Here is a 25,314-nt window from a genome sequence, read left to right on the forward strand (position 1 = left end):
CTTTCTTCGCAGTTTCTTTGCAACTTCCTCACAACTTCTCTTTCGTGACCCTCTACCATAAAAGGTGAAAGGAGTGATCATCCCATGACATTCAAAAAACAATGGATCACTGCATTGACAATTAGCGCATTAACAGTCGGAGGCGCATCAGCATACGCTGCGACGAACGACGACTCGAACACGACAAAACAAGCGAAACACGGGCACCACTTCGAAGGTATGAAAAAGCACGACATGACGCTACTCTTGAAAAAATTGAACCTGACACAAGCCGAGGCAGATGCTGCCCGGGAGAAAGGGCAATCAATCGCCGATCTCGCAAAAGCAAAAGGAATCTCGTTCGCTGATTACAAAAAAGCAGAACTCGCAGCAGCGAAGGAGCAGCTCGCAAGTCTCGTTAAATCAGGCGACTTAACACAATCACAAGCAGACGACATGTTGAAGCGCCAAACGGAACGGTTCAGTGGCGTCAAGAGCTATGATGAACTCAAAGACAAGATGCCGATGGGTCGCAACGGTGGACCAGGTTTCTTCAATGAATCATTGATCGCTGACGTCCTGAAGGCACTCGGGCTGAGCCAGTCGAAGTTCGACGCAGCGAATCAATCGCTTGCTGCTTATGCGAAGGCACAGTCGATCAAGTTCGCCGACTATAAAAAAGCATTGCTTGCGGCGCAGACGAGCGAACTCAATCAACTCGTCAAAGACGGGAAGATGACGAAAAAACAAGCAACGGAAATCAAGTCTCGTCTGACAGAGGAATATAAGGATGCGAAGAGCTACGATGATCTTCCGGATCGCGGCGAACACGGTAAGCGTGGCGCGCATGGACCGGGTGGCGTCTTTGGTGACTCAACATCCGCAATTTTAAAAGCACTTGGACTCGATGAAGCGAAATTTAAAGCTGCAGAGCAATCCTTGCCTGAGTTTGCAGAAGCAAACAAGATCGCTTATGCCGATTTCGAGAAAGCCGTCTTGACAGCACAAACTGCTGCGATTGATCAACAAGTCAAAGATGGCAAGCTGACAGACAAACAAGCGAAGCAGATTAAGGAACACATCCAGTCTCGAGCGGATGAAGTCTCAAGCTACGCTGACCTCAAGAAAGGTCCTGCACGCGATGGTCATGGCCGCGGACACGGACCTGGTCCGGACGGTGACATGCCGGGAGCACCAGACCAAGGAACGGATACCGATCCAAATGCCAGTGATACATCCGTCGATTTAGCGATTTAAGGAGGAGACCGAAGCTCTTTCATAAGAGTTTCGGCTTTTTTTGTGTTCGATTTAGGACAGATGTCTTTTAATCATGATTTTTAGATACTGGTTCACTTTTTTGAAAAATAAGTCTATTCCTTGAACGAAGGTTGCAATTTCCATTTCCTACACCCGATACTAGTAAAGAGAACGCTAGTATTGTAAGGAGGTGACGTGGATGGCTTTTCATGAAGCGATGAATCGGATTCGTCAATCCGACACAGCCCCACTCTATATCGGTGGACTGGAAGTGTCCCGTCCGGAAACGGCGGAAGCCTTCTTTCAGCAACAGACAGATGCAATCTTTTTATTCGATGCCTCTGGAACGATCATCTATTTCAATGAACAATTACCAGATATGCTCGGCTATTCCGCTGAGACGCTCTATGAGCATTTCGCCGTGTTCAATCCGCCTGATCAGATTGAAGCGGTGACTGCCTTTTTCACGCGCGCCTTAAACGGTGAGACCGTTCATTATACGGCACAAGGACTTCATGCTGACCAACACCGGGTCACATTGAAGATTACTAACATGCCGGTTGAACAAGACGGACAAGTCATCGGTGTCTACGGAGTCGCGCGCGATATCACACGCGAGAAACAACTCGAACAAGATGTCTCGTCGATTCGCTCTCAACTCGAACTGACGGAACAGATCCCGGAACTCGTCGTCTTTCACTTCGATGTTCAAAAGCAAACGATTGAATTCTCCCCTGCCTTACTGCATTTTTTAGGTCTTTCAGAAGTCGACGCGACGACGCTTGACCAAGAACAGTTATTTAGTCGGATTCATCCACGTGACTTCGATCCGCTCCGGTTCGAGATGGAACGTTTGATTGCGGGTGAAAAGGAACGTTTTGAAATGGAAGTCTCCCTGCTGACCGCTGACGATACCTATCAGCTGTTGCGCTTGAAAGCCTTCCATCGTCCGCATCATCCAGATCATCTATCGGTCGTCCTCTATGATTTATCGGAAGTCGACGAGGCGCGACGTCAACTCGTCACGGAACGGGCACAGGCACGTGAAATCTATGAAGCCGTTAATGCCGCGATCTCACAAATCGACTTGTTCTCGGGACGAATCCTGTTTCACTCACAAGGGTTCCTGAACATCTTTGAAGAATTGCCGCAGGATTTAATTCTTAGTCGTGAGTGGTTGTTTGAACGGTTGGACGTCCGTGATCACGCGGCGATGAAACAGTTCATTAGACGGTTGGTCGACGGGCAGGCGGGCACGATCCAGTACCGCCTTCACTTCCCGGATGGTCGCTTCAAATGGATCGAGGACCAACAGATCCCGGTCTTCCAACTGGATGGAACGATTGCTTACACGAATAGCATCATGCATGACATCACGCTTCAAAAAGCCTACGAGGAACAATTACGGCAGCTTGCTTTGCGTGACGCCGTGACACATCTGCCGAACCGGCAAGCGCTCATCGAGACGATCGGTTCGTGGCAAACGAAGAGCCTATCGTTCTTCGTCCTCACCGTCTCCTTCAACCGAATCTCTGAGATCAACAATGCCTTCGGACACGGCTCTGGTGATCAGTGGCTACAAGGAACGGCTGCCTTATTACAACAAACGAAACCAGACGAGACGTTTCTCGGGCATCTTGGTGGCGATGAGTACGCCATACTCGTACCGACGAGCTATAAACAGGACGTGACGACATGTGCTGAGGCACTACTCGGTTTATCAGAAACACCAATCTCAATCGAACCATATGCCTTGTTCGCGCGGATCTCGGTCGGGGTCAGCCGGTATCCGGAAGACAGTACGGACGCCGTCGAATTATTGAAGCATTCCTATACCGCTTTACGTCGATCGCGTCGTGAAAACCACAGTACGATGCACCACTACGCGTCGAATCTTGATATCGATTATTACCGACGCTATCGGCTCGAGCAAGACTTGCATTATGCGATTGAGCGCAATCAACTGTTCCTCGAATATCAGCCAAAGGTCGATAGCTGGACAGGAAAGATTGTCGGTCTCGAGGCATTGATTCGCTGGCAACACCCGGAATGGGGACGGATTCCACCGAACGACTTCATTCCGCTAGCAGAGGAAAGTGCCTTACATGTCGCAATCGGCGACTGGGTCGTCGAGACAGCGTGTCGTTCGATGCAGCACTGGAAAACGACAGGCGCAGAGCTCGTTCCGATTTCCGTCAATGTCTCACCAAAGCGATTCTTGATTCCCGGCTTCGAACATCATATCGAGCGGATGCTGTCGACGTATCAGCTCGCACCTGAATTACTCGAACTTGAAATCACAGAAGCCGCCTTGATCATGGATGACCCGATGACGAGCCGGACGCTTGAATACGTCAGTCGAATCGGTGTTCGGATCGCACTCGACGACTTCGGGAAAGGCTATTCTTCGATGGTCTATCTGCAACGGTATCCAATCAACGTCATCAAGATTGACCGACAATTCGCGACCCACATCACGGATGACGCCAAAGCTCAAGCGATCGTCAAAAGCATTCTCTATATGGCAGGTGAGTTCAATCTAACAGTCGTCGCAGAAGGCATCGAGACGCTTCGTCAGCTCGATACGTTCCGGACGCTCAATTGTCCGAGTATCCAAGGTTACCTGTTTAGTCACCCAGTGCCAGCGGACGTCATGGAATCGTTCCTCCTGCGCGAGATCTTGTATCCGATCGAAGCCTGTTCCTTATCGAGCGATACGGTTCCTCGCTTCTCTGTCTCAGGAAAGGTTCGTATGTTGACACATCACACCCAGTCGTTTGAACTGCCCTTCTCCGATATCGAAGCCCATCGGACGAGCACGCGTGCACTCTACTTTTCGACAAAGACGTCGTTGCCGTTGTCAGATGCGACGTTTGAGATTCGATTGAGTGAAGGATTACAACTCGTCACTTGTACAGTGACGATCACCGGACAGCAAGATGAACAATATATCGGCGAATATACGAATCCGACAGAAGCGGAACAGATCATGCGTTTCTTCCAATCGTTACGCTATCGCCCTTGACCTCTCCACGAAGACGTTCACACACGTCTTCGTGCTTTTTTGTTATAGTAATCGTAAAGCGTTTTACTTCAGAAGGGAGGAATGGCATGCAGTCACCACTACCTACGAAACATCACCGCCGCTCTACGAAAGGTCAGCTTTTTCGAAGATTCCTGATGCTGACGATCGGTGCCATCATCTTCGCGCTTGGACTGAAAGGATTCCTTGTTCCAAATAACATCATCGATGGCGGGATCGTCGGAATCTCGATCATCGGCTCAAAAGTGACCGATACGACGCTCGCCTTATGGCTGTTCTTCTTGAACATTCCATTCATCTTTTTTGGCTACAAACAAATCGGAAAAACGTTCGCCCTGTCGACGTTATACGCAATCTTCGTCATGGCGATCGCAACGAAACTCCTCGAACACATCGGTCCGCTGACAAGCGTGGATTTGCTCGCGACCGTCTTCGGTGGCTTGATTCTTGGAATCGGCGTTGGCATCGTCATTCGCTCGAGTGGATCACTCGACGGAACCGAGATTCTTGCCGTCTCCTTCAGTCGCTCGACGCCGTTTTCAGTCGGTGAGATCGTGATGTTCTTCAACGTCTTCATCCTTGGCGCCGCTGGATTCGTCTTCGGTTGGGACCGGGCGATGTACTCTTTGATCACCTATTTCGTTGCCTTCAAGACGATTGATGTCGTCATCGATGGACTCGATCAGTCGAAAAGTGTCTGGATTATTTCGGAGAATTATGAAGAGATCGGTCTTGCAATCATGGATCGACTTGGACGCAGCATGACGTATTTAAACGGAGAAGGTGCCTTCACCGGCGACGGTAAAAAAGTCATCTTTTGCGTCATCAGTCGCCTCGAGGAATCAAAACTCAAAGACATCGTCCGTGACTTCGACGAGCAAGCTTTCATTGCGATCGGCAACATCCATGATGTCCATGGCGGTCGCTTCAAGAAAAAAGATATCCATTAACCGAACGAAAGGAAGGAACACGGGTGTGGAAAAAACATCGTAAGAAAATCATCGGTGGCGTGATTGTCATCGTGACGCTTGCTGTCATCGTCGTCATCGGAATTTCCGCTTATGTCGGGTCATCGTTGACGCAACCGGAACGTGAAGCCTTGACGACGACACCAAAGAAAGTGGAAGGACTCGACTATGAAGACGTCACCTTCCGCTCCTATAAAGACCGGACACGTTTGTCTGGCTGGTGGATGCCAAGTGAGGATGCAAAACTGACGGTCGTCTTCGCTCACGGTTACGGCAAGAACCGGGAACAAGAAGATGTTCCGATCTTCCCGTTATTCAAGAAGTTCCACGACGCGGGCTATAACGTCTTGACGTTTGATTTCCGGGGATCCGGTGAATCGGACGGAAAACGCGTCACGGTCGGTGCAAAGGAACAAGATGATTTGCTGACGGCCGTTCGCTACGCGAAGTCGCGGTCTTCAAAACCAGTCGTCCTCTACGGCATCTCGATGGGCGCTGCAACATCACTCGTGACCGCTCCAAAGGCGGACGTCGTCGGTGTCATCGCCGACAGTCCGTTTAGTGATCTCGAGAACTATCTCGCAACGAACCTGCCTGTCTGGAGCGGGTTACCGAACTTCCCGTTCACCCCGATCATTCTGGAGATCACGCCACCTCTGACGGGTCTTAATCCAGAACGGGTGAAGCCGATTGAAGCGGTTCGACGGATTGAGTATCCGATCCTGTTGATCCACGGGAAGGACGACGATGCGATTCCGGTCACGGAAAGCATGAAGATTCAAAAGGCGGCACCGCGCTCCGAGCTCTACGTGACGGAAAACGGTGGGCACGTCCAGTCGTATGCGCACGACCGGAAAGCGTATGAAGAGAAAGTCATGACGTACTTGTCAGATCTGCACTGATGAAAGGAGATTGACATGCAACAGTTATCGTTGTTCCTGACCTTTTTCGTCGCACTGACAGTTATGACAATCGGACTGCTCGTCTCCCGCCGTGCCGGCTATCGTTTACCGTACGGACGAACGATCGCCTTGATTTGGACGGGCTCTGCCCTGATCGGACTGACCCTTTACTTATTACGTTAAACGAACAGCCGCTCGCTTCCTTGACGGAAACGAGCGGCTGTTGTTTGTGCTTATCGTTTTAGTACGGCAGCGCCGACAATCTTCAAGACTTCCGGACGACTGAGTTTTTCTTTCCCTTTTGCAAGGGCATCCAGCGTTCCATGTGCGAGTGCAAGTGGAATGTGACAGAATTCATAAATCGTCGTCTCCTTCGGAATGGACGCAAGGTAGGCATCGGCTTCTGCGAGATTCTCACGCGCATAAGCAAACATCGTATCCGTCGTCCAACCAGGTGGGAAGTAACCGACACCACGCTCCGCATCCTCCTGTTGGTTACGCAGGATGTTGACGGCTTGTAAACCACGACCAAATCCGATCGCTTGCTGTTTATCAGTGACGATACCAGCCTTCCAGTACCAAATGTCGGATAACATGACACCGACGAGTCCGGCGACATAATACGTATACTCGTCAAGATCCGCTTCCGTCTCGACCGTCCAGTCACGCTCTGCCCAGACCGCCATCCCTTCTGCCATCTCCGCCGTCGAATCGAGGACCTTCGGACGAATCGCGGCCGGACAATAGGCGATCCACTCCGGTAGACGGAGTGTTACTTCCGGTAGATGCGCCGTGTAGGGCGCAATCAACTCGAGATAGGTCGTAGCGGAGAACGTGCCCCGCATCAATAACGCTGTCTCGCGAAGCAACATCGTCTTGACGTCCGTCGCCAAGTCCTCATGGTCTTCAATCTCATCGATGGCACGCATGCATAGATAAGCAGCACCGACCGCTTCCTGTAAGTCTTGCGATAGTCGACTAATCGGGATATAGAAGGTGCGACTCGTCGCTTTTAATACACGGTTCGCGTCTTTTTTCAGCTGCTTCGTCTCATTCATTCCTGACAACTCCCTCTTTGGCTCAAAAGGTTTCTTTTCTCTTCATTACTATACACGATTCAACGCGTTTCAGCATTTGTTTCATGATAAGAAAGACTCCCTTTGCAGCACATTCGGGCAAAGGGAGTCTTTTCGTCCTCGTTTGAAGTGCCTCGTTCGTTAAAAAGATACGTTCCGATGACATTCAAATGGAATCATTTTTCCTGTTGTTTCAAGAGTTGTCCAATCAATCCAGTACTACGGGACGCTTCCGTGTTCTCTTCTTGGATCGACAAGTAGACTTCCTTCCGGTGGATATCGACTTGCCGTGGCGCCTTGATACCAATCTTGATTTGATCGCCTTCAATCGCAAGAATCGTCAGTTCGATGTCGTCACCGATTTGAATCGCTTCTCCCGTCTTTCGTTTCAGTACGAGCATCAGCGACCACCTACTTCCGTCAGACTACCGATCAGATGACGATTCGCGTATGTATCGTCTAGGATGATTTGTTTCGCGAGCCGTTGTTTCGTCTCCATGACGAAAGGTGCTCGTAAGTTCGTCGTCGACGTCGTGAACGGATCCCGTAATGTGACCGTCGTATAGACAGCGACTTGCGCCGTATCCTCGATTCCGAGTTGCTCTTTTGCTGCCTCCGGTAACTCGAAGACATATTCCGGATCAATCCAGAACGGGTTCGTCACGACGAAGGCACACTCCGGCTGATCAATCGATTGAAACGACCAGAACGGGACCCCTTCTCCGAACGGGAGCAAGATGAAGCGTTTTGCTTCCGGAAAACCTGGTAATTCGGACGCGAAGGTGATGATTTCCGTCTCGTCAATCGTAATGGTTCCAAAAAAATCCGTTTCGATCTGCATGTCGTTATCCTTCCCCATCGAATATGCCGCCAACCGGCCACATATTCAGTTGATTTTGTTCTTGTAGATAAATGTCGACCTGACCTTCTTTCACAGTCAGTTCCGGTCGATGCGTTTCGACATCGATTTTCGGACGATTCGCGGTATAACTTAATCGTACCTCAGCCGGTGTATAGGTCGTCTTGACTCGATCGAGGCTCCGCGGAATGAATCCGAGAGTCGTCACTTCAGCAGGTGGTGTATCATTGGCTTTCGCAATCCGCGCGACAGTTCCACCGCCCTGCTCGATCCGCATCAGTTGATCGCCTTCAGAGGCTCGTTTCGCGACAGCTTCCTGCCCTTTTTGTCGTCCATAAGTAGCATACTGCCGAACGGATTCGAGCGCAGGAACGCGCCCCATCTCGATCCAGGCTTGCGTCGAATCGATCTCAAGGCGTGCCGCGACGGTTTCAATCGATAGTTCCCCACGTGGTTGTTCGATCGACAGGGAGGCAGGTGTCTGCTTCTGCTCGATTTGCGGACGCGTGATGTTCATCCCGATTCGTGCCGCCGTCTGACGTATTTCAAGATGCGGAAGATTCATCTGCCTTCACCCCTTATCGTAGGAAATCGAGTAATGTTGGCTGAATGATTCGTGCCCCGGCGCTGAGTGCTGCGCGGTGTAACGTCTCGTATGACTTCAGCTCCATGATGACTTTTTCTGCCTCGATGTCTTCGTTATCCGACATGACCGTCTTCGCGATGATTTCTTGGTCCTCGAGCCGTGATGTGTTCAAATCCATCCGGTTGACCCGTGCTCCGAGATCTGCACGTGTCTCGACCGTTCCATTGACCATCTCATCGATATCTTTCAACATCCCGGATAAGGTAGCCCCGTTGTTATCAGCGTTCGTACCGAGTGCATCATAGACTTTTTTCAACGTTTGGAACGTTTCCGGTCCAAAGACGCTGAGTGGTGAAATGTTAACTTGGACTTCGATACCAGAAGAAACTTCATATTTGATGGATTCCGTCTCCTTACCTGTCGGATCACCATCCGTGAAGACGCCTTCGATCGGTCCCGCTGTACTTGCTAAATAATCACGCAATCCGTCCATCGAGACGAATGCCGTATCCGTCTTCGTTCCGTTGAAGATGCCTTTTTCATTGTATTTCGTATTCGCGAGCGTCCCAATGTGTTCAATCAATTGACCGACTTCGCTCTGGATCGCTTTACGTTGTGTTGCATCATACGTATCCGTCGCCGCTTGTGTCGTCAACTCACGAATCCGACTCATCGCTGATGTGACTTCGTTAAGGGCAGAATCCGTCAAGTCCATCCAGCCCGTTGCTTCGCTGGCATTTTTCTTGAACTGTTCGACTTCTCGTACTTCCGTCCGGTAACGCACGCCTTGCATCGCAACGACTGGATCCTCAGACGGACGTTGAATCTTCTTCCCGCTGATCAATTGTTCCTGAAGCGTGCTCAAGCGCTGATAGCTTGAGGATAAATGCCCGATATTCGTTTTCGTCAACATCGTTTGTGTTACTCTCATCTATTCATCACCGTCCTACGAGTCCCATACCGTTGATGATTTTATCAAGCATTTCATCGACGGTCGTAATATTTCGTGCTGCTGCATTATAAGCGTGTTGATACTGAATCATCATCGTCATCTCTTCATCGATTGAAACGGCAGACATCGACATGCGGCGCTGATCCGCACTTTCCATCAGGACAGCAGCACTCTTACCCAGGCGTCCGACCTGATCGGTCGAGACCGCCATGTCGCCGATGACGTTTTGATAGAACGAGCCGATCGTCGTCGTCGTGTTCGACTCCGTGAATTCGATGCTCGCCGTCTTCATCTTCGCCAGTTTCAATGCCCCTTGACTATCCCCGATGTTACCGTCCGTCGACGTCGCGATGTTATCAAGACTCGCCTTGATGTCCGAACCAACGGAGATCGTTGCTGCCGTGATGTCACCGCTTGTTGATGCGAAGAAGGCGTTTGATCCCGCTGTACCATCTTTCTTCAAGTTCGTCGCATGCGCAGCGTTAAAGGCATTTGCGAATGTCTGTGCCATCTCATTGAGTTGGCTTTCCATCTTGACGTATTCCCCGACGGCTTTTCCGTCTCGCTCTTGTCCGTACATCTCGATTAGTCCTGATAAACGTCCTGTCGAGAAGCCACCGAGCTGATCAAACGTATACGTCTGTGTCTCAGACTTAAAGCCGGTGTACAATCCCTGTTCGTTCGTCGTGAACGTCAGTGTGCCCGCTTTCGGTAAATCGGAGTCGACAGCAAGCAGCTTGTCCCCGTTCGGAAACTTGATGTTGACGTCAATGCGCCCTTCCGCATTACGCAACGCATTCCCCATTTGTCCTGTTTCGATCGCCTGAGCATCTACTGTCACTTTTTCGAAATCGACATATTGAGCAAGCTCATCGAAGTAACGATCTCGCTCATCGTAGAGTGCGTTTGGTAAAGCACCAAGCGGCTCGACAACGTGGATTTCCGTATTGATGTTATGGATTTTTTGTAAGAGGTCGTTGACTTTTTTCGTCGAGACCTCAATTTCACTTTTTAAGTCTGTCTTGACTTGATTGATCGCTTTTGCCATGTAATTGAAGGTCTGCGTGAGAGTCTCCGCCTTTTGTCGGACGACACTGCGTGCACCTGAATCTTGCGGATTCGTCGACAAGGTCTGGAGTGATTCCCAGAATCCATCGAATGCTTTTGCAAGACCGGTGTCAGACGGTTCGTTGATGATATCTTCCATCCGCCCGAATGCCGCTTGTTTCGTACCGTAATAAGAGACCTTCGTCACTTCATCCCGGTACTGCTTATCGAGCATGACGTCCCGAATTCGCTCGAGCATTTCTCCGCGGACCCCAGTTCCGACTTGTCCATTTCGTCCAGATCCAAGTGAAATCGAAAGTTGTTCCGTCGTTCCCATGACGAGACGCTGACGAGAGAATCCTTCCGTTCCGGCGTTCGCAATGTTATTTCCAGTTGATTGCAGAGCCCACTGGTTCGTCGTTAATGCCCGACGTCCTGTCTCAAGCCCCATGAAAGTCGATCCCATCCGTATTCCTCCTTACGCGTTTCGATTGAAGTGTGTCTGGTTCAGTGCAGACTGTCCGTATGTGAAGTCGTCCGCTTCTGGAATCAAGAGTTGGAGATGCCAATCCAAATAATACAGGGATTGCTCCAGCAACTCCGCGTTTAGTGTGTTGAGCTGTCGCAATTGACCGATCGTCTGCAACAACGTTCGGAGTGAGTCGACATCTTCCGGATGCGTCGCGATCCATTCCGTCATCGTCACGCTCCCCATCAGTGCGAGCCGTTCTTGTTCTAATCCTTCGATTCGTTTGATATGTACGGGTTCTTCTTTGACGATTTCAGACAAACGACGCATGTCATTTGCAATCAAGACTTGCTTCTTTTCTTCTGCGAGCGCAAGTAAATGAGCATGCGCCTCGTTGAGCTGATTGATGAGTTGCATTCGGTTTCTCCTTCCGAATTGAAAAGGTTCCATTTCATATAAAAAACGACCCGCGCATCCGTGCCCCGAGTCGCCTCCATTGTCTACGATGTCCCGCTTACAGGTTCAAGAAACGTTCCGCGATTTTTTTCGCATCTGGTTTATAGGTTCCATCCTGGATCGCCTGTTTGAGGGATTCAATCTTTTCAGTCCGTGACGACTGTGTCTCGTTGAAACGCGCACGCGCTTCTGTAGAGATACTGACTTCGTCCGGACGATTCGTACGTTGGTTTTTTGTTCCTTCTACTGATTGAGTTCTTTCGTACGTTTTGGGCATGTTCACCCATTTCGTAGAATCAATTCGCATGTGAACACCTGCTTTCTAGACTACAAGATTCTTAGTTCAAGTCCGATACGTCCTTGGTTTCGAAGAGTCAGAAGAGTCAAGCATCGCCTGGGCGAGGTCACGTCGTAAACGATCACGACATGTGGCACAAATCGTGCCTTCACGGGAGGGCTTCCCGCAACTCTCACACATGATTTCCATCTGGGAAATCTCGGAGATCAATAAGCGCCCTTCCTTGATGTAACGGAAGACGGTATCTCGACTAACACCCGTTCCGATCTCGACATCTTTAGGTGAAGTTCGGATTTTTCGTCGTTCTCGCAGAAATTCGCGTACCTTCTCAAAATCCGTATGATCCTTTCGTATGCAATCAATACACAGTTCTGAAGATTGACGCACGACTAACTTCCCGCAAGATTTACAATTGATGACATCCATTTCCTTCACCTCACATAGAGTATCGGCAGGAATGTTACTTTCTTAAACACTTCGAAATAAAGTTACAGCAGAAATTTCTTTCGCTCCCGCTTCCTTGAGTCGAAACATCGCTTGGCGAAGCGTCGCACCTGTCGTATAGACATCATCGACAAGTACGATGTTCTTCCCCTTGACGTCACTCGTTACGCAAAACGGATTGCTACGCGCAAGTCGCGCTTGTCGTCCTGCCTTACTTTGTTCTGGACCATCGAGACGACTTAAACACGGAGAGATCTTTCCGCGCATCCGACGCGCGATCAGCTCTGCTTGATTGAAACGACGGTCTGAGAGACGTTCCGTGCTTAACGGAATCGGCACAAGAACTGCTTGCTTGATTTTTACCTTCTTCAAGTCATCGGTAAACATCTCAAGCAACGCAGTATCACCGAGAAACTTGAAGCGATGCATGAACTCCTTCGCTGCATCATTGTATAGATAAAGAGGTACTGTTTGGAGCGTCAGCCCTTGCCTTCGCCATTCTGTGCAGTCCGAACAGCACACTGGACCCGGCTTTCCACAATCGACGCATTCCCCTCTTTTTACAAATTTTATTTTACAGGTCGGACAGGTCGCTTGCCTAGTCCAGAGATTTCCGAGTTCCCAACTAGGTAAATAGACCTCTTGACAGAATAGACATCGATTCATGGTCGTACAGCGTTCGCTTTCTTGATGTGATGGATCGCTTCGTACATCGCATCACTCCGGTCATTGGCGCAAAATAAAATATCACCATCCGGGTATGCCGACGATCGTCCGACTCGTCCGCTGATTTGAATCAGGGCTGCCGTACTAAACCCTTGATCCGCATCAAGAATCGCGACTTGAACGTTTTCGATCGTCACACCCCGCTCAAGAATCGTTGTCGTCAGTAAGATTCCTGTCGACTGTCGAAAACGCTGGACCTTCTCGACTCGTTCCGAGTCTGCAGCATGGACGGTCTCGACGTCATAGCCCGCTGTCGCGAATCGGTTTTGCCATCGCTCGAGCTCCGCGATCCGTGAGACGAAGACGAGCCGGGGTACAGCGCTATGACGCGCCAACCAATCGAACACGATCTGTTCGCTATACGGTACGACGAGCTTTGGGACCGGTAACGGATAGCCATGATAGCGTCGCATCAGCCGAACCGTCGGAAACCGTCGATGCCAAAACGAAGGGGTTGCACTCAATAAAATCAGCGCGGCATCTTTCGTCATCGCGCGCTTGACGTATCGATGTAACGTCCGGTCGAGCCGGTACGGAAACGCATCGACCTCATCCAAAAACACGACGTCAAAACAATTCCGGTAATGAATCAATTGATGTGTCGTACTGACCGTGATGTCCCCCAGCTCAAGACGGTCCGACGAACCACCGTACAAGGAGACGATGGAAGCGTCAGCGAATGCCCGCTTCAAATGTCCCGTCAATTCCCGGACGACGTCTGCCCGTGGTGCTGCGACAAGGACACGGCGTCCGCTGGCGAGAGCGTCTGCGATTCCCGGGAAAAGCATCGGTGTCTTCCCGGCACCACACACGGCATGGACGAGAAGCCGTTTGTTAGTTAGAACCGTTCGTTGGATCGCTTGAGCAACGCGTAGTTGTGCCGGCGTCAACGTCAATGGTCCATGTTGTGCCGGTGTCACCGGATCAAGCGCCCGCTGATCCGTCACGAGTCGCCCACAGCTTCGCAGTTTGCCGTAAGCGAGACATTTCCGACAATAATAACAGGCTTTACCACATGTACAGTCCCCTCGCACTGGAAGCGCGCCACATCGTTGGCAACGCCATGTCACGGCTGGTCTGAATCGGTATGTCACTTGTGGTGTGTCGATCCATTCAACAGGTACGAGTCGTCCTCGAAGATCCATCGTCATCTCTCCTTTTCTGTTTCGTCTCTTTCTCGCGGACGTCCGTCATCTCCTTGTGAGCGTTCCACTACTCAACTTGAGCTTTTGACTCGCAGAATTCGAGGTAACGTCATACGTTACGGTTTCAACAGGCGTTTCCATATAGTCATCCATGATTTTTGAGGATTTTGACAAAACAAAAGCAGCAGGTATCCTCATGAAGAGAATTCCTACTGCTTCCGCTCTTATCTTATTCTGCTGCGTGATACCATGTGACACCGATTGCCCCTGGTCCGAGGTGTGTACCGATGACGGGTCCAAAAACACTCATCTCGATGCGTGCCTGCGGGAAAAGTGCCTTCAGTTCAGCAATCTCTGCTTCTGCTTTCGCAGAATCCTCGGCATGGATGACACCGATGACATAACCGGTACCGTCACCGCGAATATCTTCCTTCATCATTTCCTCAATCCGATTGACTGCCCGCTTAAACGTTCGAATCTTTTCAAACGGAACGATTTTTCCATCAACGAAATGAAGGACCGGCTTGATTTTCAGGAACGAGCCGACGAATGCTTGCGCGACACTCAAACGTCCTCCACGCTGGAGGTGTTCGAGATCGTCGACGACGAAATAAGCTCGAATCTGTTCCTTTAATGTCTCAAGACGCTGGACGATCGTCTCTACCGTCGCTCCTGCATCTCGCAAACGAACGGCTTCTTGGACGAGAAACGCTTGCGGCATACAGGAAATACGTGAATCGACTGGATGGACGTTGACATGATCCACCATCATGTTGATCGTATGTAACGCTTGGTACGTTCCGCTGATCCCACTTGATAGTGTAATACCAATGATATCCGTTCCTTCTGGCAACTGCTCGAACGACGACACGAGATCACCGATGTTCGGTTGTGAGGTCGTCGGGAGACTGCCCGTCTGGATGCGTTCATAAAATTCCGCTACCGAGATATCGAACCCTTCCCGGTAGGCGTCACCGTCGAAGATGACACTAAGTGGTGCGACGTGCACTTGATGTTCTTCACAATAGGTAGTTGGCAGATAGGCTGTGCTATCCGTTAAGATCACAATCTGGCTCATCCGTGAATTTCCTCGCTTTTATAGTTCCGTCGTGACGCTGCCAAATGTGACACGCCACAATCGCTTTTAAGTGTAGCATTTTTTATTGGATAAAAAAAGAAAGACGGAAGCGGGAGCTCCTGTCTTTCGAGATATTAAACGACGACCCATCCACGACGGATTGATTCGACGACAGCACCGGTCCGGTCCGGCACATTCATCTTCCGGAGGATCGATGAAACGTGGTTCTTGACCGTCTTCTCACTGATGTATAACGTATCACTGATCGCACGGTTCGAGAAACCGTCCGCTAACAATTGCAAGACTTCACATTCGCGACGCGTCAAGACGTGGAGTGGTGCTTCCGCGACTCGTTTTTCAACAGGTTGTGACGCCATCGTTTGTTTCATCTTCATCAAACGACGATATTCCTGCAATAAGTTCGGTGTGACTTTCGGATGGACGTATCCGCCTTCGCGGTACACGGAACGAATCGCATTGACGAGTTCGTCCGTTGCCATTTCCTTTAATAGGTAACCGACTGCACCGGCACCTAGGGCGTGCATGACATACGTCTCATCATCATGAATCGATAAGATAATGACACGTACGTCCGGATAGACTTCCATCAGACGTTTTGTTGCTTCAACACCGTTGACTTGCGGCATGTTGATATCCATTAAGACGATATCCGGTTGATGGGTTTCGACGAGCGAGATGACTTCTGCTCCGCTTTCCCCTTCCGCTACGACGACGAATTCTTCTTCGAAATCAAGAATTCGTTTAACGCCTTCGCGGAATAACTGATGATCGTCGACGATGACTACTTTCACTTGCTCGTTGTTCACAGTGTTTCCCCTCTCGCTTCGGATTCCTCGATTGGAATCTTGACCTTGATGACCGTACCTTTTCCGGGCTGCGTCTCGATATCGAATTCACCATCGATCAATTCGATCCGTTCACGCATACCAACGAGTCCGAATGACTCGTCGCATGATGCGACGATGGAATCGAAATCAAATCCAACGCCATTATCCTTCACGTGGATTCGTACGGAATGTTGATATTGTTCTATGATAATACGAATGTCACTCGCTTTGGAATGCTTAACTGCATTTTGGACGGCTTCTTGGACGATTCGGAAGACAGCAACTTCATACGTCGAATCGATCCGTTCACCGCCTCCTAGATAATTGAAGTGAACCGGAATATTCGAAATTTCTTGAATATGGCGAAGATAACGTTCGAGCGTTGGAACGAATCCGAGATCGTCAAGCGTCATCGGACGTAAATCGTATATGATACGGCGGATATCGGCAAGCCCATCCCGAATCAACGTCCGTAAACGGTGAATCTCTTCAAAAGCTGCCTCTGCCCCATTATGCTGGTGAATCTTTTCAATCAAATCGGCCCGGATCAAGACGTGGGCAAGCGTCTGCGCCGGACCATCGTGCATGTCGCGCGACAAGCGGCGGCGTTCATTTTCGGCGGACTGGAAGACTTTTAAACCCATCTCCTGTTTTTGCATCGCCTTTTCATATTTTTCATTCATCATCTGCATATCGTCCGTCAAGAAGTTGAGGACGACCGAGACACGTCCAATCAATTGATCTGCCCGTTCAATCGTCTCATCGAGCTGAATCAATCGGCGTTCGAGCTCATCGCGGCGCTTTCGGCAATTCATCTCATCTCGTTGATTGATGAACGATTCGAGTTGCAACGCGTTCGCTGTCTCATAGGCCGACCGGACATCCTGTTCCGAGTAGCTGTCGAAGTTCTTACTGACGACGACGAGTCGCGCCTTCGCATCCTTGATATGGCGTTCGAGTCGTTCTGCTTCTTTTATATAGTCGTGCACCCGAATCTTCAGGTCGCGCAGTTCTTGCTGGATTTCGGCATATTGTTCGCGAGAACTTTCCGTGATCCGGACGATTTCTTCCCGACTCTCTTCTACGACGCCGATGATGTTCTGTACGATATCATTCAAGGATAGCCGCTCCCTCATCTCATTCGTCATGGTACTCCCTCCATTCCTTGCCAGTCGTCTACGGTTGTCTCTCTCTTGGAACGTCGTTATGCTAGAAAGAACTAGTTAACGAGGAGGACATTTTTGATTATGACATTATCTAATTATTATACAGTAAAAGAAAACGGTTTCCACGAAATCATTATCCAAAAGTCACGATTTATCACTTATTTAGCTCGCGCAACGACGGAAGAACAAGCCCAGGCGTTCATTTCCAAGCTGAAAAAAAAACATCACGATGCGAACCATAACTGTTCCGCCTACGTCATTGGTGAGCGTAATGAGATTCAAAAAGCGAATGATGACGGTGAACCAAGCGGAACAGCTGGTGTTCCGATGCTCGAAGTCTTGAAGAAGCGTGACTTACGCGATACGGTCGTCGTCGTGACACGGTATTTCGGCGGCATCAAGCTCGGTGGTGGTGGATTGATTCGCGCATATGGTTCGAGTGTCTCTGAAGCATTGAACGCAGTCGGTGTCGTCGAACGAATCGAGCATACCGTTGTTTCTGTCAATGTCGACTACACATGGCTCGGAAAGCTTGAGAACGAATTACGAGCGAGTGTTCATCCGATTGATCAGATCCATTACCTCGATCAAGTCCAGATCGACGTCCTCGTCAAGACAGCCGATGTCCCCGATTTTCTCGACTGGATGACAAACATGACAAACGGTCAAGCCAATTTGTCAAGCGGCTCTACTCGTTACCTCGAACGTGACATTATTTCCTGACCTGCTATACTGATTGTAAAGAATTTTAAAGTTTTTTAAAAATTCAGTTAAAGTTAGGAGTTAATAAAGGTGGAAGAGCGAACCCGCAGTAATAAAAAAAAGATAAAGAAAAAACGTTCGTGGTTCAAGGTGTTCGTGATCAGTTTTCTGGTCGTGCTCGTCGGTGGAGGTGCGACCTTCGCTTACGTCGCGTATAAGACGTTTCAGACCGCAAACGATGCAAATGTCGATTTAGCGCGCGGTGACAAGTCCGAGAAACGAGAAGCAGCCATTGATTTGACGAAAGATCACTTTTCCGTTCTGCTCGTCGGGACGGATGAACGACCTGGCGACACCTCATCCCGTGCTGATACAATGATTGTCGCGACATTCAACAAGGACGATCAAACCGTTGATATGGTCAGCATTCCCCGTGATTCACTCGTCGAGATCCCTTCTGTCGGTTACGAGGATAAAATCAATCACTCTTATGCCTTCGGTGGCATCGATTCAACGATTGAAACGGTCGAGACGTTGCTCGATATTCCAATCGATTATTATGCATCGATCAACTTCAATGGTGTCGTCGCGATCGTCGACGCATTAGGCGGCATCGATGTCGATGTCAAGTTACCGATTGATACACTCGACTCATCCGATAAGCGCAATGGCGTTAAATTGGAACCGGGTCAACAGACGTTGAACGGCGAGGAAGCACTCGCCTATGCCCGAATGCGTTATCAAGATCCTGAAGGAGATATTGGTCGGACAAAACGTCAACAACAGATCGTCGAAGCCATCGTTGATCAGTCGACATCGTTCGGTTCAATCACCAAACTAAATACCCTGATGGACGCGACGGGAGACAATTTCCGGACGAACATGTCGTTGACGGAAGCGTTCCAACTGCAACCGTTCATCAAAAAAATCGGTTCCATCAATCGGATCGATCTTAAAGGAACGGACACGAAAATTAACGGGGTCTATTACTACCAGCTTGATCAAACTTCATTGGCTGACGCGAAGACGACATTGAAGGAACAACTCAATTTGCCAATTGATGAGACGACAGACAGCATCACGTCGGAGGCTGCAGATGATTCGTTCACTCCAAGCAACTGATCATGGGTCACTACTGGAAGTACAACGTCGCGCTTATCAGATAGAAGCCGCATTACTCAATGCGACTGATTTCCCGCCCTTACGCGAAACGATCGATGAGATCGACGTTGAAGCGCCAATTGGTTTCGTTTACGTCATTGATGACGACATTATTGGTGCTGTTACGATTAATGACGGGACGATCACTCGACTCGTCGTGGATCCGCCATACTTCCGTCAAGGAATTGCACAGTCCTTGTTGCATCACGTGCTGGAGCGACATCAGACAAGACACGTCATGACCGGTGCACGTAATCTGCCAGCGCTTTCGCTCTACACTCGTTTCGGCTTCACGGAAGTCCGGCGCGAGTGGCGTAGCGGGATCGAACTTGTCTTTTTGATGCGCACCTGACTTTTAGGAATAACAAAGAAGCAGTAGACACCGGGTCTACTGCTTCTTTGTTGTTTAGAAGAAAAGAAATCCGAGAGCGGCTCCAATTAACACGATTCGTAACGGCGACTGTTTATAAAAACGAAGTAAACAGAACAAACCGAAGGCAATCAAGAAATCAAGACCACTCTTGATGCTTGACGTAAAGATTGGATCATAAAGAGCGGCAAGCAAGATACCGACGACGGCAGCATTGACGCCAATCAACATGCGTCCGACAGCTTGATTCTTCCGAATACGATCCCAATACGGTAAAACACCGATGACGAGTAGAAAACCTGGTAGGAAGATCGCGAGCGTCGCAAGAAGACCGCCGGATACACCAGAGACGATCGTACCGAGATACGTCGCGAACGTAAAGAGTGGACCCGGTACCGCCTGTGCAGCAGCGTAACCAGCAAGGAACGTATCCGTGTTCATCAGCCCAGGTACGAGTGTCTGCTCAAGGAATGGCAAGACGACATGTCCGCCACCAAAGACAAGGGCACCAGCACTGTACATGACACTCGTCAGTTGGACGGTTCCCGTCGCAGATTGCGCGAGAAACGGTGTGACGGCAAGTAAGACGAAGAATAAGACGAGTGCCGTGATGCTAAGTAGGCGTGGTACGCGAATCGACAAGGATCCACCCGTCTCCGTCTCTTCTTTGAACCAGAAGAACGCAAGAAGACCTGCGAGCAACAAGACACCGACTTGCGCCAATGGATGTGCGATCAAGAGTACGCCTGCTAGCGCTAGGAGCATCAACGTCATCCGTTTGACGCCTGCCGCAAGTTTCATTCCCATGCCAAGGACGGCGTCAGCAACGATTGCGACAGCGACGAGTTTCAAGCCATGAATGAATCCGGCTTCCGCGACATCGAATTGTGTCGCAAGAATCGCGAATAGAATCAAAGCGATACTCGATGGCAACGTAAAGCCGACGAAGGAAATGATCGCCCCTGCTACACCTCCACGGATCAGACCGATTCCCATTCCGACCTGACTCGAAGCGGGACCCGGTAGGAATTGACAGAGTGCAACTAAGTCAGCATAGGCTTTCTCATCAATCCATTTTTTCCGTTTGACATATTCCTCATAAAAATATCCGAGATGGGCGACCGGACCGCCGAATGATGTCAATCCGAGCTTAAATGATACAAGAAAGATTTCAATTAAACGATGCATGTTTCACCTCCATCCTTCATTCTACACAAAAGATGTTAAGTTCCTGTGAACTTCAACGGTTTTTCTTTCCATAAGTCCCTTTTCGCCACAATTTCTCCATGGGACCTTGTGGATGAGACTGGAGATATCTGTTTGAAGCAACACCTTGTGCGATCAAAAGTAGGAAAACGAGTAACAGTCCTTGCCATAACGGTGTCGTTCCATGTTGTCCACTGAAGAAAACGAACACGGTAAAGACGACTGTATGCATCAAATAATTCGTCAATGCCATCCGTCCCAGTCCAGCAAACCATTGCATGCGCCCAGCACGAACGAGTAGCGCGACGGCACAAGCATAGGTGATTGCAAGCGTGCGTCCTGAGAGCCAGACGTAAAATAAATTGATTGATCCGTCTGGTACGTCAGCATGTGCTTGTATGATTCCAGCGAATGACGGAAGTGTCAGTAGTAAACTAATTCCAAGCGTCCACCACAGGAAACGATTCGTCGGGGGCGCTGCGCTGAAGCGTTCCATCAAATAAGCTCCGATCAAGAACAGGGATAGAATTTCTGGCCAAATGACACCGGAATTCATGAGGGCTTCCGGTAATTGAACTGTCGCGTGATGCGATAAAAATCCGAGAAGATCGCGCGATGCGACGAACGACTGAAGTGTCTTATCCAGCTCGACGACGGGAGCGTCGCCAAATTGACGAGCCCCAAAGAAAATAAGTAGATAGAGCAGAATGGCATAGATTTGAAATGCTATCGCAAACAAGAGTTTCGTGACCGGCTTTGTTTTGGCGAACAATAACAAAATGAAGCCCGTCAACGCATACGTATGTAAAATATCTCCCTGCCAGACGAGCAGGTGCAAAAGACCAATGATGAGCAGAATTCCGAGACGCCTTGCGAAGATCGTCATCGGTAGACCACGTTGTCGCAACCGATTGATGAACAGATAAAAACCGGCTCCAAAAAGAACACTAAACAGGGTATAGAATTTCGTCTGGATGAAGAGATCGAAAATGAGACGAATCGATTGATCCATCTCCCCCATCATCGCATTCGGTCGATCACCGAGAAAACTCGGCATGTTGACGAATAAAATCCCGCATAATGCAAAACCACGCAACACATCCAAATAGACGATGCGTTGATTCAATGATTGATTCATTCCAACACTCCCTTTCTGAAAAAAGACCGCTCACACGGATGAGCGGTCTTTTTTGATATACGTTATTTCGATGTAAAACGTTCCAACAAATTCAACAATGGTCGATAACGTTCGCCAAGCAAACCGAGCGACTCGACGAGAATGTCAAGAACGAGCAATAACATGACGAGTGAGACGAGGGCACCGATCGAATTCGTCTGCGAGAATAAAATCGCCGTCATCCCGAAGATGGCGCAGAGTCCATAGATGACGAGCACGGCTTGGCGCATCGTAAAGCCGAGATCAAGCAATCGGTGATGCAGATGGGCCTTATCCGGCGCAAATGGTGGTTTTCCTTGCAATACCCGTCGAACGATCGCAAACAACGTGTCGGAAATCGGGATCCCAAGCAAAATGACCGGAACGGCAAGCGAGAACAACGTCACGTTCTTGAATCCAAGGAGTGATAACACACCAAGCATATAGCCGAGGAACAAGGCACCGGTATCACCCATGAAAATCTTCGCTGGGTAGAAGTTATGAAACAGAAAACCGAACGTACTCATCAATAAGAGAATCGCGACGATCGTCACGTAGACGTTTCCTTGAATGACGGCAAGACTGATCAATGTCAACAAGACGATACTCGAGACACCCGCTGCTAATCCGTCTAATCCATCAATCAAGTTGACGGCATTCGTGATCCCGATGACCCAAAGGAACGTCAGCGGAACACTCCACCATCCGAGATATAACTGCTGGTCAAACGGTAGATTGATGAACTCGATCCGGATCCCACCGTTTAGGACTATGACGGCAGCAACGATTTGCCCCATCAGCTTCAAACGGGCATTGAGTTGGAATCGATCATCCAGTGCACCGGTCAAAATGATAACGAACCCACCGACTAAAATGTGCGTCGCGTACGGACTCGAAGGTTGTAAGATGAAATAACCGATCATGAAGGCGATATAGATCGCTAATCCGCCAAGTCGCGGCATGATTCGGACGTGTACTTTTCGCGCGTCCGGACTGTCAACGGCACCGACTGCAATCGCAAAGCGTTTCACGACGGGTGTGATCAGTAAGGCGGCGATAAAACAGACGATGGACGCAGTCCATAACATAGTAACATCACGCTCCTGCGCGAATTATATCATAAAAAAAAAGAGCCGACGAGCGGCTCTTACATGAAGATCGGTACTTCAGCAGCTGGATCATATGTATAGATACCGCGCCCAACTTTTTTGATGGCAGGGTTTGCCTGTTCGACTTTCGCCATCAATTGGTAGATGTTACTAATTTGGTGACGGTAACGCAATTCAAGCTCCATTTGGATGTCACGTGCTGTCATCGATTCACGCTCGCGCATCAAATCGCTGATTTGGTGCACGTAGACTTCTAGCGGGTACCGTTGGTTGACACGACGTTGTTTTAACGGACGCTCATGCGTGACGGCGACTTCTTGCGAATGTTCTCCCGTTCCACGGCTTAATTCCGAGATCAAATACTCGGCACGCCGCTGTAAGCGACGGTATTCCTCTTCAATTTCCATTAGTTCGCGGTAGATATGTTCACTGTTGCCCATTCCTTGCCCCTCTTTCCTTTTTTATACATTAATGTTTCAATCGTGTTTCAATTGTATGTATTTTGAAATATTTTAAACTATAATTTGTCTTGATAATATATAATTTCTTTAATTATTTAATTATCCTGTAATATTTTCATATCCTTACCGATAAATTGGCTACACCTCATATTAACAGAAAGGAATGAAAACGGAACATATAATTTCGACATTTAACTATTTTAATAATACTTAAGTTCTACTAATTCAATATATATCTTTCTTATTTTACCGAAAAGGAGACTGGAAATTTAATGGGCAAATTACCTAAAACACTTCGGACCGCGCTAGTACTTTCGTTGGTATCCGGTTGCTTCGCCTCTACTTCTACTGTATCGGCTGCTTCTGGTACAACCTTTACGAAAACTTCGTATCAGACGACGGATGCCTTGAATCTACGTAGTTCGAACTCGACGTCTTCTAAAAAATTGCTGACGATCCCGAAGACGACGAAAGTCACGTCGAGCTATCGAAAAGGCTCTTGGTATAAGTTGTCATATAAAGGAAAGACGGGATATGTGACCGGGTCTTATCTGAAAAAAATCGAGAGTGGCACTTCTTTTTCAAAGACGTCTTATAAGACGACGGATGCGCTATCCTTGCGCAGTGCGGCAACGACATCTTCCACTCGATTACTGACAATCCCTAAAGGAGCCGGTGTACAATCGAGTTTCAAAAGCGGGAATTGGTACAAAGTGACCTATGCAAATAAGACGGGTTATGTTTCTGGCTCTTATTTAAAGAAAGTGACTACACCAGCCAAAACGACGGTCTATACGACGACGGATCGCTTGAATTTCCGTTCGTCTCCTTCGACATCCGGAAACGTCCTGACGACGATTCCAAGTGGAACTGCCGTCAATTCCCTCGCCGTTAAATCGAATTGGCACACGGTCCAGTACCAAGGGAAAACAGGGTATGTCATGGGAACGTACCTGAAAAAAGGGACTTCCGTTCCTGCCTCGACGACTGGAAACGTCGATTATAGTGGTTCAAAGATGTATGTGTTGATCCCGTCAGGCAATAGCGTCGCGCTTCGTGCGAGCGCGTCGACGCTCAGTGGTCAAATCGCTCGTCTTGGACGTGGTACTCCTGTCGTCGTCACGAATGCGCGTCATCAAACGAAAGGGTTCGTCGCCGTCCGGACGGCAAGTGGTCAAAGCGGTTATGTCGATGCGACGTATCTGACGTTGTTCCAACCAGCACCATCGAATCGTCCACTTCTCGTCCTTGATCCGGGTCACGGCGGACACGACGCAGGTGCAGTTCGTTACGGCGTTGCTGAACGCGACATCGTCCTTGCTGTCACGAAACAAGTTGCCGAGCGTCTTGCCGGAAAAGTCGATGTGACGATGTCACGCTATACGAACGACTACTATCCGTCACTTGGAGAGCGAAGTGCCCTTGCGAACAGTCATGCAACGACTGCTTTCGTCAGTGTCCACATCAATGCTTCAACGAGTACGCAAGCATACGGAGCAGAGACCTTCTACTATAAAGGCGCCTCTTCGATCAACCTCGCTCGTAACGTCCAGCAACGCCTCGTCTCATACGCTGGCATGCGCGACCGAAGCGTCCACTATGCGAACTATGCCGTCATTCGTGGTACGAAAGCACCGTCGATTCTAGCGGAACTCGGTTTCCTATCGAACAGCGCGGATCGGGCGAAACTGACGAACGCATCGTATCAGTCACGTTACGCGCAAGCAATCGCAGACGGCATTCTTGCCTCACTTTAAATCAACACCATATCAAAAAGGATCGCTCAGGGAAGCGATCCTTTTTGCATACACATAACTTTCAAGGAATGTCCTTCACCATCAGGGAATGGT

26 protein-coding genes are annotated in these 25,314 nt (G+C 49.3%); 9 read left to right on the plus strand and 17 right to left on the minus strand.

Translation table 11 applies throughout. The features are described 5' to 3' along the window. The first annotated feature begins 84 nt into the window (after positions 1-84). The 5 genes from KNQ09_RS09910 to KNQ09_RS09930 all read left to right on the plus strand — a co-directional run bounded on the left by KNQ09_RS09910 (position 85) and on the right by KNQ09_RS09930 (position 6,332). Positions 85-1,236, plus strand: coding sequence for a hypothetical protein (locus KNQ09_RS09910; RefSeq protein ID WP_214858248.1), 1,152 nt, complete (start codon positions 85-87; stop codon positions 1,234-1,236). A 199-nt stretch (positions 1,237-1,435) separates the two neighbouring features. Further along, positions 1,436-4,261: a sensor domain-containing protein gene (locus KNQ09_RS09915; RefSeq protein ID WP_214858249.1), complete on the plus strand. Its 2,826-nt coding sequence runs from the start codon at positions 1,436-1,438 to the stop codon at positions 4,259-4,261. 86 nt (positions 4,262-4,347) lie between these two features. Continuing rightward, positions 4,348-5,229, plus strand: a complete 882-nt coding sequence (locus KNQ09_RS09920; protein ID WP_029342524.1) for a YitT family protein — start codon at positions 4,348-4,350, stop codon at positions 5,227-5,229. Between the two features lie 23 nt (positions 5,230-5,252). Further along, positions 5,253-6,149, plus strand: a complete 897-nt coding sequence (locus tag KNQ09_RS09925) for an alpha/beta hydrolase (RefSeq protein ID WP_214858250.1) — start codon at positions 5,253-5,255, stop codon at positions 6,147-6,149. 15 nt (positions 6,150-6,164) lie between these two features. Further along, on the plus strand, positions 6,165-6,332 hold the full coding sequence (locus KNQ09_RS09930) for a hypothetical protein (protein ID WP_156772520.1): 168 nt from the start codon (positions 6,165-6,167) through the stop codon (positions 6,330-6,332). Positions 6,333-6,382: 50 nt separating this feature from the next. Here the strand turns inward: KNQ09_RS09930 and KNQ09_RS09935 are convergent, their stop codons facing one another. The 13 genes from KNQ09_RS09935 to KNQ09_RS09995 all read right to left on the minus strand — a co-directional run bounded on the left by KNQ09_RS09935 (position 6,383) and on the right by KNQ09_RS09995 (position 17,281). Continuing rightward, positions 6,383-7,207 carry a squalene/phytoene synthase family protein gene (locus KNQ09_RS09935; protein ID WP_029342526.1) on the minus strand — a complete coding sequence of 275 codons (825 nt, stop codon included), beginning with the start codon at positions 7,205-7,207 and terminating at the stop codon, positions 6,383-6,385. A gap of 194 nt (positions 7,208-7,401) precedes the next feature. Continuing rightward, complete coding sequence (gene csrA / locus KNQ09_RS09940) at positions 7,402-7,626, minus strand: carbon storage regulator CsrA (protein WP_029342527.1); 225 nt, start codon at positions 7,624-7,626, stop codon at positions 7,402-7,404. After that, positions 7,626-8,066 carry a flagellar assembly protein FliW gene (fliW, locus tag KNQ09_RS09945; protein ID WP_058705009.1) on the minus strand — a complete coding sequence of 147 codons (441 nt, stop codon included), beginning with the start codon at positions 8,064-8,066 and terminating at the stop codon, positions 7,626-7,628. Before fliW ends, csrA begins: the two co-directional genes overlap by 1 nt. A 4-nt stretch (positions 8,067-8,070) precedes the next feature. After that, a complete protein-coding gene (locus KNQ09_RS09950) occupies positions 8,071-8,649 on the minus strand; it encodes a DUF6470 family protein (protein WP_047393197.1) in 579 nt (192 codons plus the stop codon). A gap of 13 nt (positions 8,650-8,662) precedes the next feature. Continuing rightward, positions 8,663-9,601 carry a flagellar hook-associated protein FlgL gene (gene flgL, locus KNQ09_RS09955; protein ID WP_214858251.1) on the minus strand — a complete coding sequence of 313 codons (939 nt, stop codon included), beginning with the start codon at positions 9,599-9,601 and terminating at the stop codon, positions 8,663-8,665. A 7-nt stretch (positions 9,602-9,608) separates the two neighbouring features. Beyond that, complete coding sequence (flgK, locus tag KNQ09_RS09960; RefSeq protein ID WP_214858252.1) at positions 9,609-11,135, minus strand: flagellar hook-associated protein FlgK; 1,527 nt, start codon at positions 11,133-11,135, stop codon at positions 9,609-9,611. A 12-nt stretch (positions 11,136-11,147) separates the two neighbouring features. Then, positions 11,148-11,555 (minus strand): flagellar protein FlgN, encoded by a 408-nt coding sequence (locus KNQ09_RS09965; protein WP_050678734.1) that lies wholly within the window; start codon positions 11,553-11,555, stop codon positions 11,148-11,150. A gap of 97 nt (positions 11,556-11,652) precedes the next feature. Then, complete coding sequence (flgM, locus tag KNQ09_RS09970) at positions 11,653-11,901, minus strand: flagellar biosynthesis anti-sigma factor FlgM (protein ID WP_047393186.1); 249 nt, start codon at positions 11,899-11,901, stop codon at positions 11,653-11,655. Between the two features lie 459 nt (positions 11,902-12,360). After that, entirely contained in the window at positions 12,361-12,765 is a 405-nt protein-coding gene (locus KNQ09_RS17450; protein WP_251138120.1) for a ComF family protein, read from the minus strand. A 233-nt stretch (positions 12,766-12,998) separates the two neighbouring features. Next, positions 12,999-14,207, minus strand: a complete 1,209-nt coding sequence (locus KNQ09_RS09980; protein ID WP_214858255.1) for a helicase-related protein — start codon at positions 14,205-14,207, stop codon at positions 12,999-13,001. A gap of 229 nt (positions 14,208-14,436) precedes the next feature. Continuing rightward, a complete protein-coding gene (locus KNQ09_RS09985) occupies positions 14,437-15,285 on the minus strand; it encodes a DegV family protein (RefSeq protein ID WP_214858257.1) in 849 nt (282 codons plus the stop codon). Between the two features lie 134 nt (positions 15,286-15,419). Further along, positions 15,420-16,112 carry a response regulator gene (locus KNQ09_RS09990; RefSeq protein WP_029342537.1) on the minus strand — a complete coding sequence of 231 codons (693 nt, stop codon included), beginning with the start codon at positions 16,110-16,112 and terminating at the stop codon, positions 15,420-15,422. Next, positions 16,109-17,281, minus strand: a complete 1,173-nt coding sequence (locus KNQ09_RS09995) for a sensor histidine kinase (RefSeq protein ID WP_029342538.1) — start codon at positions 17,279-17,281, stop codon at positions 16,109-16,111. The genes KNQ09_RS09990 and KNQ09_RS09995 overlap by 4 nt, the downstream gene beginning before the upstream one ends. A 99-nt stretch (positions 17,282-17,380) precedes the next feature. On the opposite strand from KNQ09_RS09995, the gene KNQ09_RS10000 reads away from it, so the two are divergent. The 3 genes from KNQ09_RS10000 to KNQ09_RS10010 all read left to right on the plus strand — a co-directional run bounded on the left by KNQ09_RS10000 (position 17,381) and on the right by KNQ09_RS10010 (position 19,514). Then, a complete protein-coding gene (locus tag KNQ09_RS10000; RefSeq protein WP_064299385.1) occupies positions 17,381-18,022 on the plus strand; it encodes a YigZ family protein in 642 nt (213 codons plus the stop codon). Positions 18,023-18,157: 135 nt separating this feature from the next. Continuing rightward, positions 18,158-19,123, plus strand: coding sequence for an LCP family protein (locus tag KNQ09_RS10005; RefSeq protein WP_353049752.1), 966 nt, complete (start codon positions 18,158-18,160; stop codon positions 19,121-19,123). Beyond that, complete coding sequence (locus KNQ09_RS10010; protein WP_064299383.1) at positions 19,098-19,514, plus strand: GNAT family N-acetyltransferase; 417 nt, start codon at positions 19,098-19,100, stop codon at positions 19,512-19,514. The genes KNQ09_RS10005 and KNQ09_RS10010 overlap by 26 nt, the downstream gene beginning before the upstream one ends. A gap of 54 nt (positions 19,515-19,568) precedes the next feature. Here the strand turns inward: KNQ09_RS10010 and chrA are convergent, their stop codons facing one another. The 4 genes from chrA to KNQ09_RS10030 all read right to left on the minus strand — a co-directional run bounded on the left by chrA (position 19,569) and on the right by KNQ09_RS10030 (position 23,443). Next, on the minus strand, positions 19,569-20,720 hold the full coding sequence (chrA, locus tag KNQ09_RS10015) for a chromate efflux transporter (protein ID WP_214858259.1): 1,152 nt from the start codon (positions 20,718-20,720) through the stop codon (positions 19,569-19,571). A 52-nt stretch (positions 20,721-20,772) separates the two neighbouring features. After that, positions 20,773-21,876 (minus strand): DUF418 domain-containing protein, encoded by a 1,104-nt coding sequence (locus KNQ09_RS10020; protein WP_214858261.1) that lies wholly within the window; start codon positions 21,874-21,876, stop codon positions 20,773-20,775. Positions 21,877-21,938: 62 nt separating this feature from the next. Continuing rightward, a complete protein-coding gene (locus KNQ09_RS10025) occupies positions 21,939-22,982 on the minus strand; it encodes a glycosyltransferase family 4 protein (protein WP_029342543.1) in 1,044 nt (347 codons plus the stop codon). A gap of 59 nt (positions 22,983-23,041) precedes the next feature. Continuing rightward, entirely contained in the window at positions 23,042-23,443 is a 402-nt protein-coding gene (locus KNQ09_RS10030; RefSeq protein WP_029342544.1) for a Rok-like winged helix domain-containing protein, read from the minus strand. 293 nt (positions 23,444-23,736) lie between these two features. On the opposite strand from KNQ09_RS10030, the gene KNQ09_RS10035 reads away from it, so the two are divergent. Next, the gene (locus KNQ09_RS10035; protein ID WP_214858263.1) at positions 23,737-25,221 is read left to right on the plus strand and encodes an N-acetylmuramoyl-L-alanine amidase family protein; all 1,485 of its coding nucleotides are present in this window, start codon (positions 23,737-23,739) and stop codon (positions 25,219-25,221) included. Positions 25,222-25,314: the final 93 nt, after the last annotated feature.

The sequence above is a fragment of the Exiguobacterium sp. s191 genome (assembly GCF_018618955.1).
Taxonomy (GTDB): domain Bacteria; phylum Bacillota; class Bacilli; order Exiguobacteriales; family Exiguobacteriaceae; genus Exiguobacterium_A; species Exiguobacterium_A abrahamii.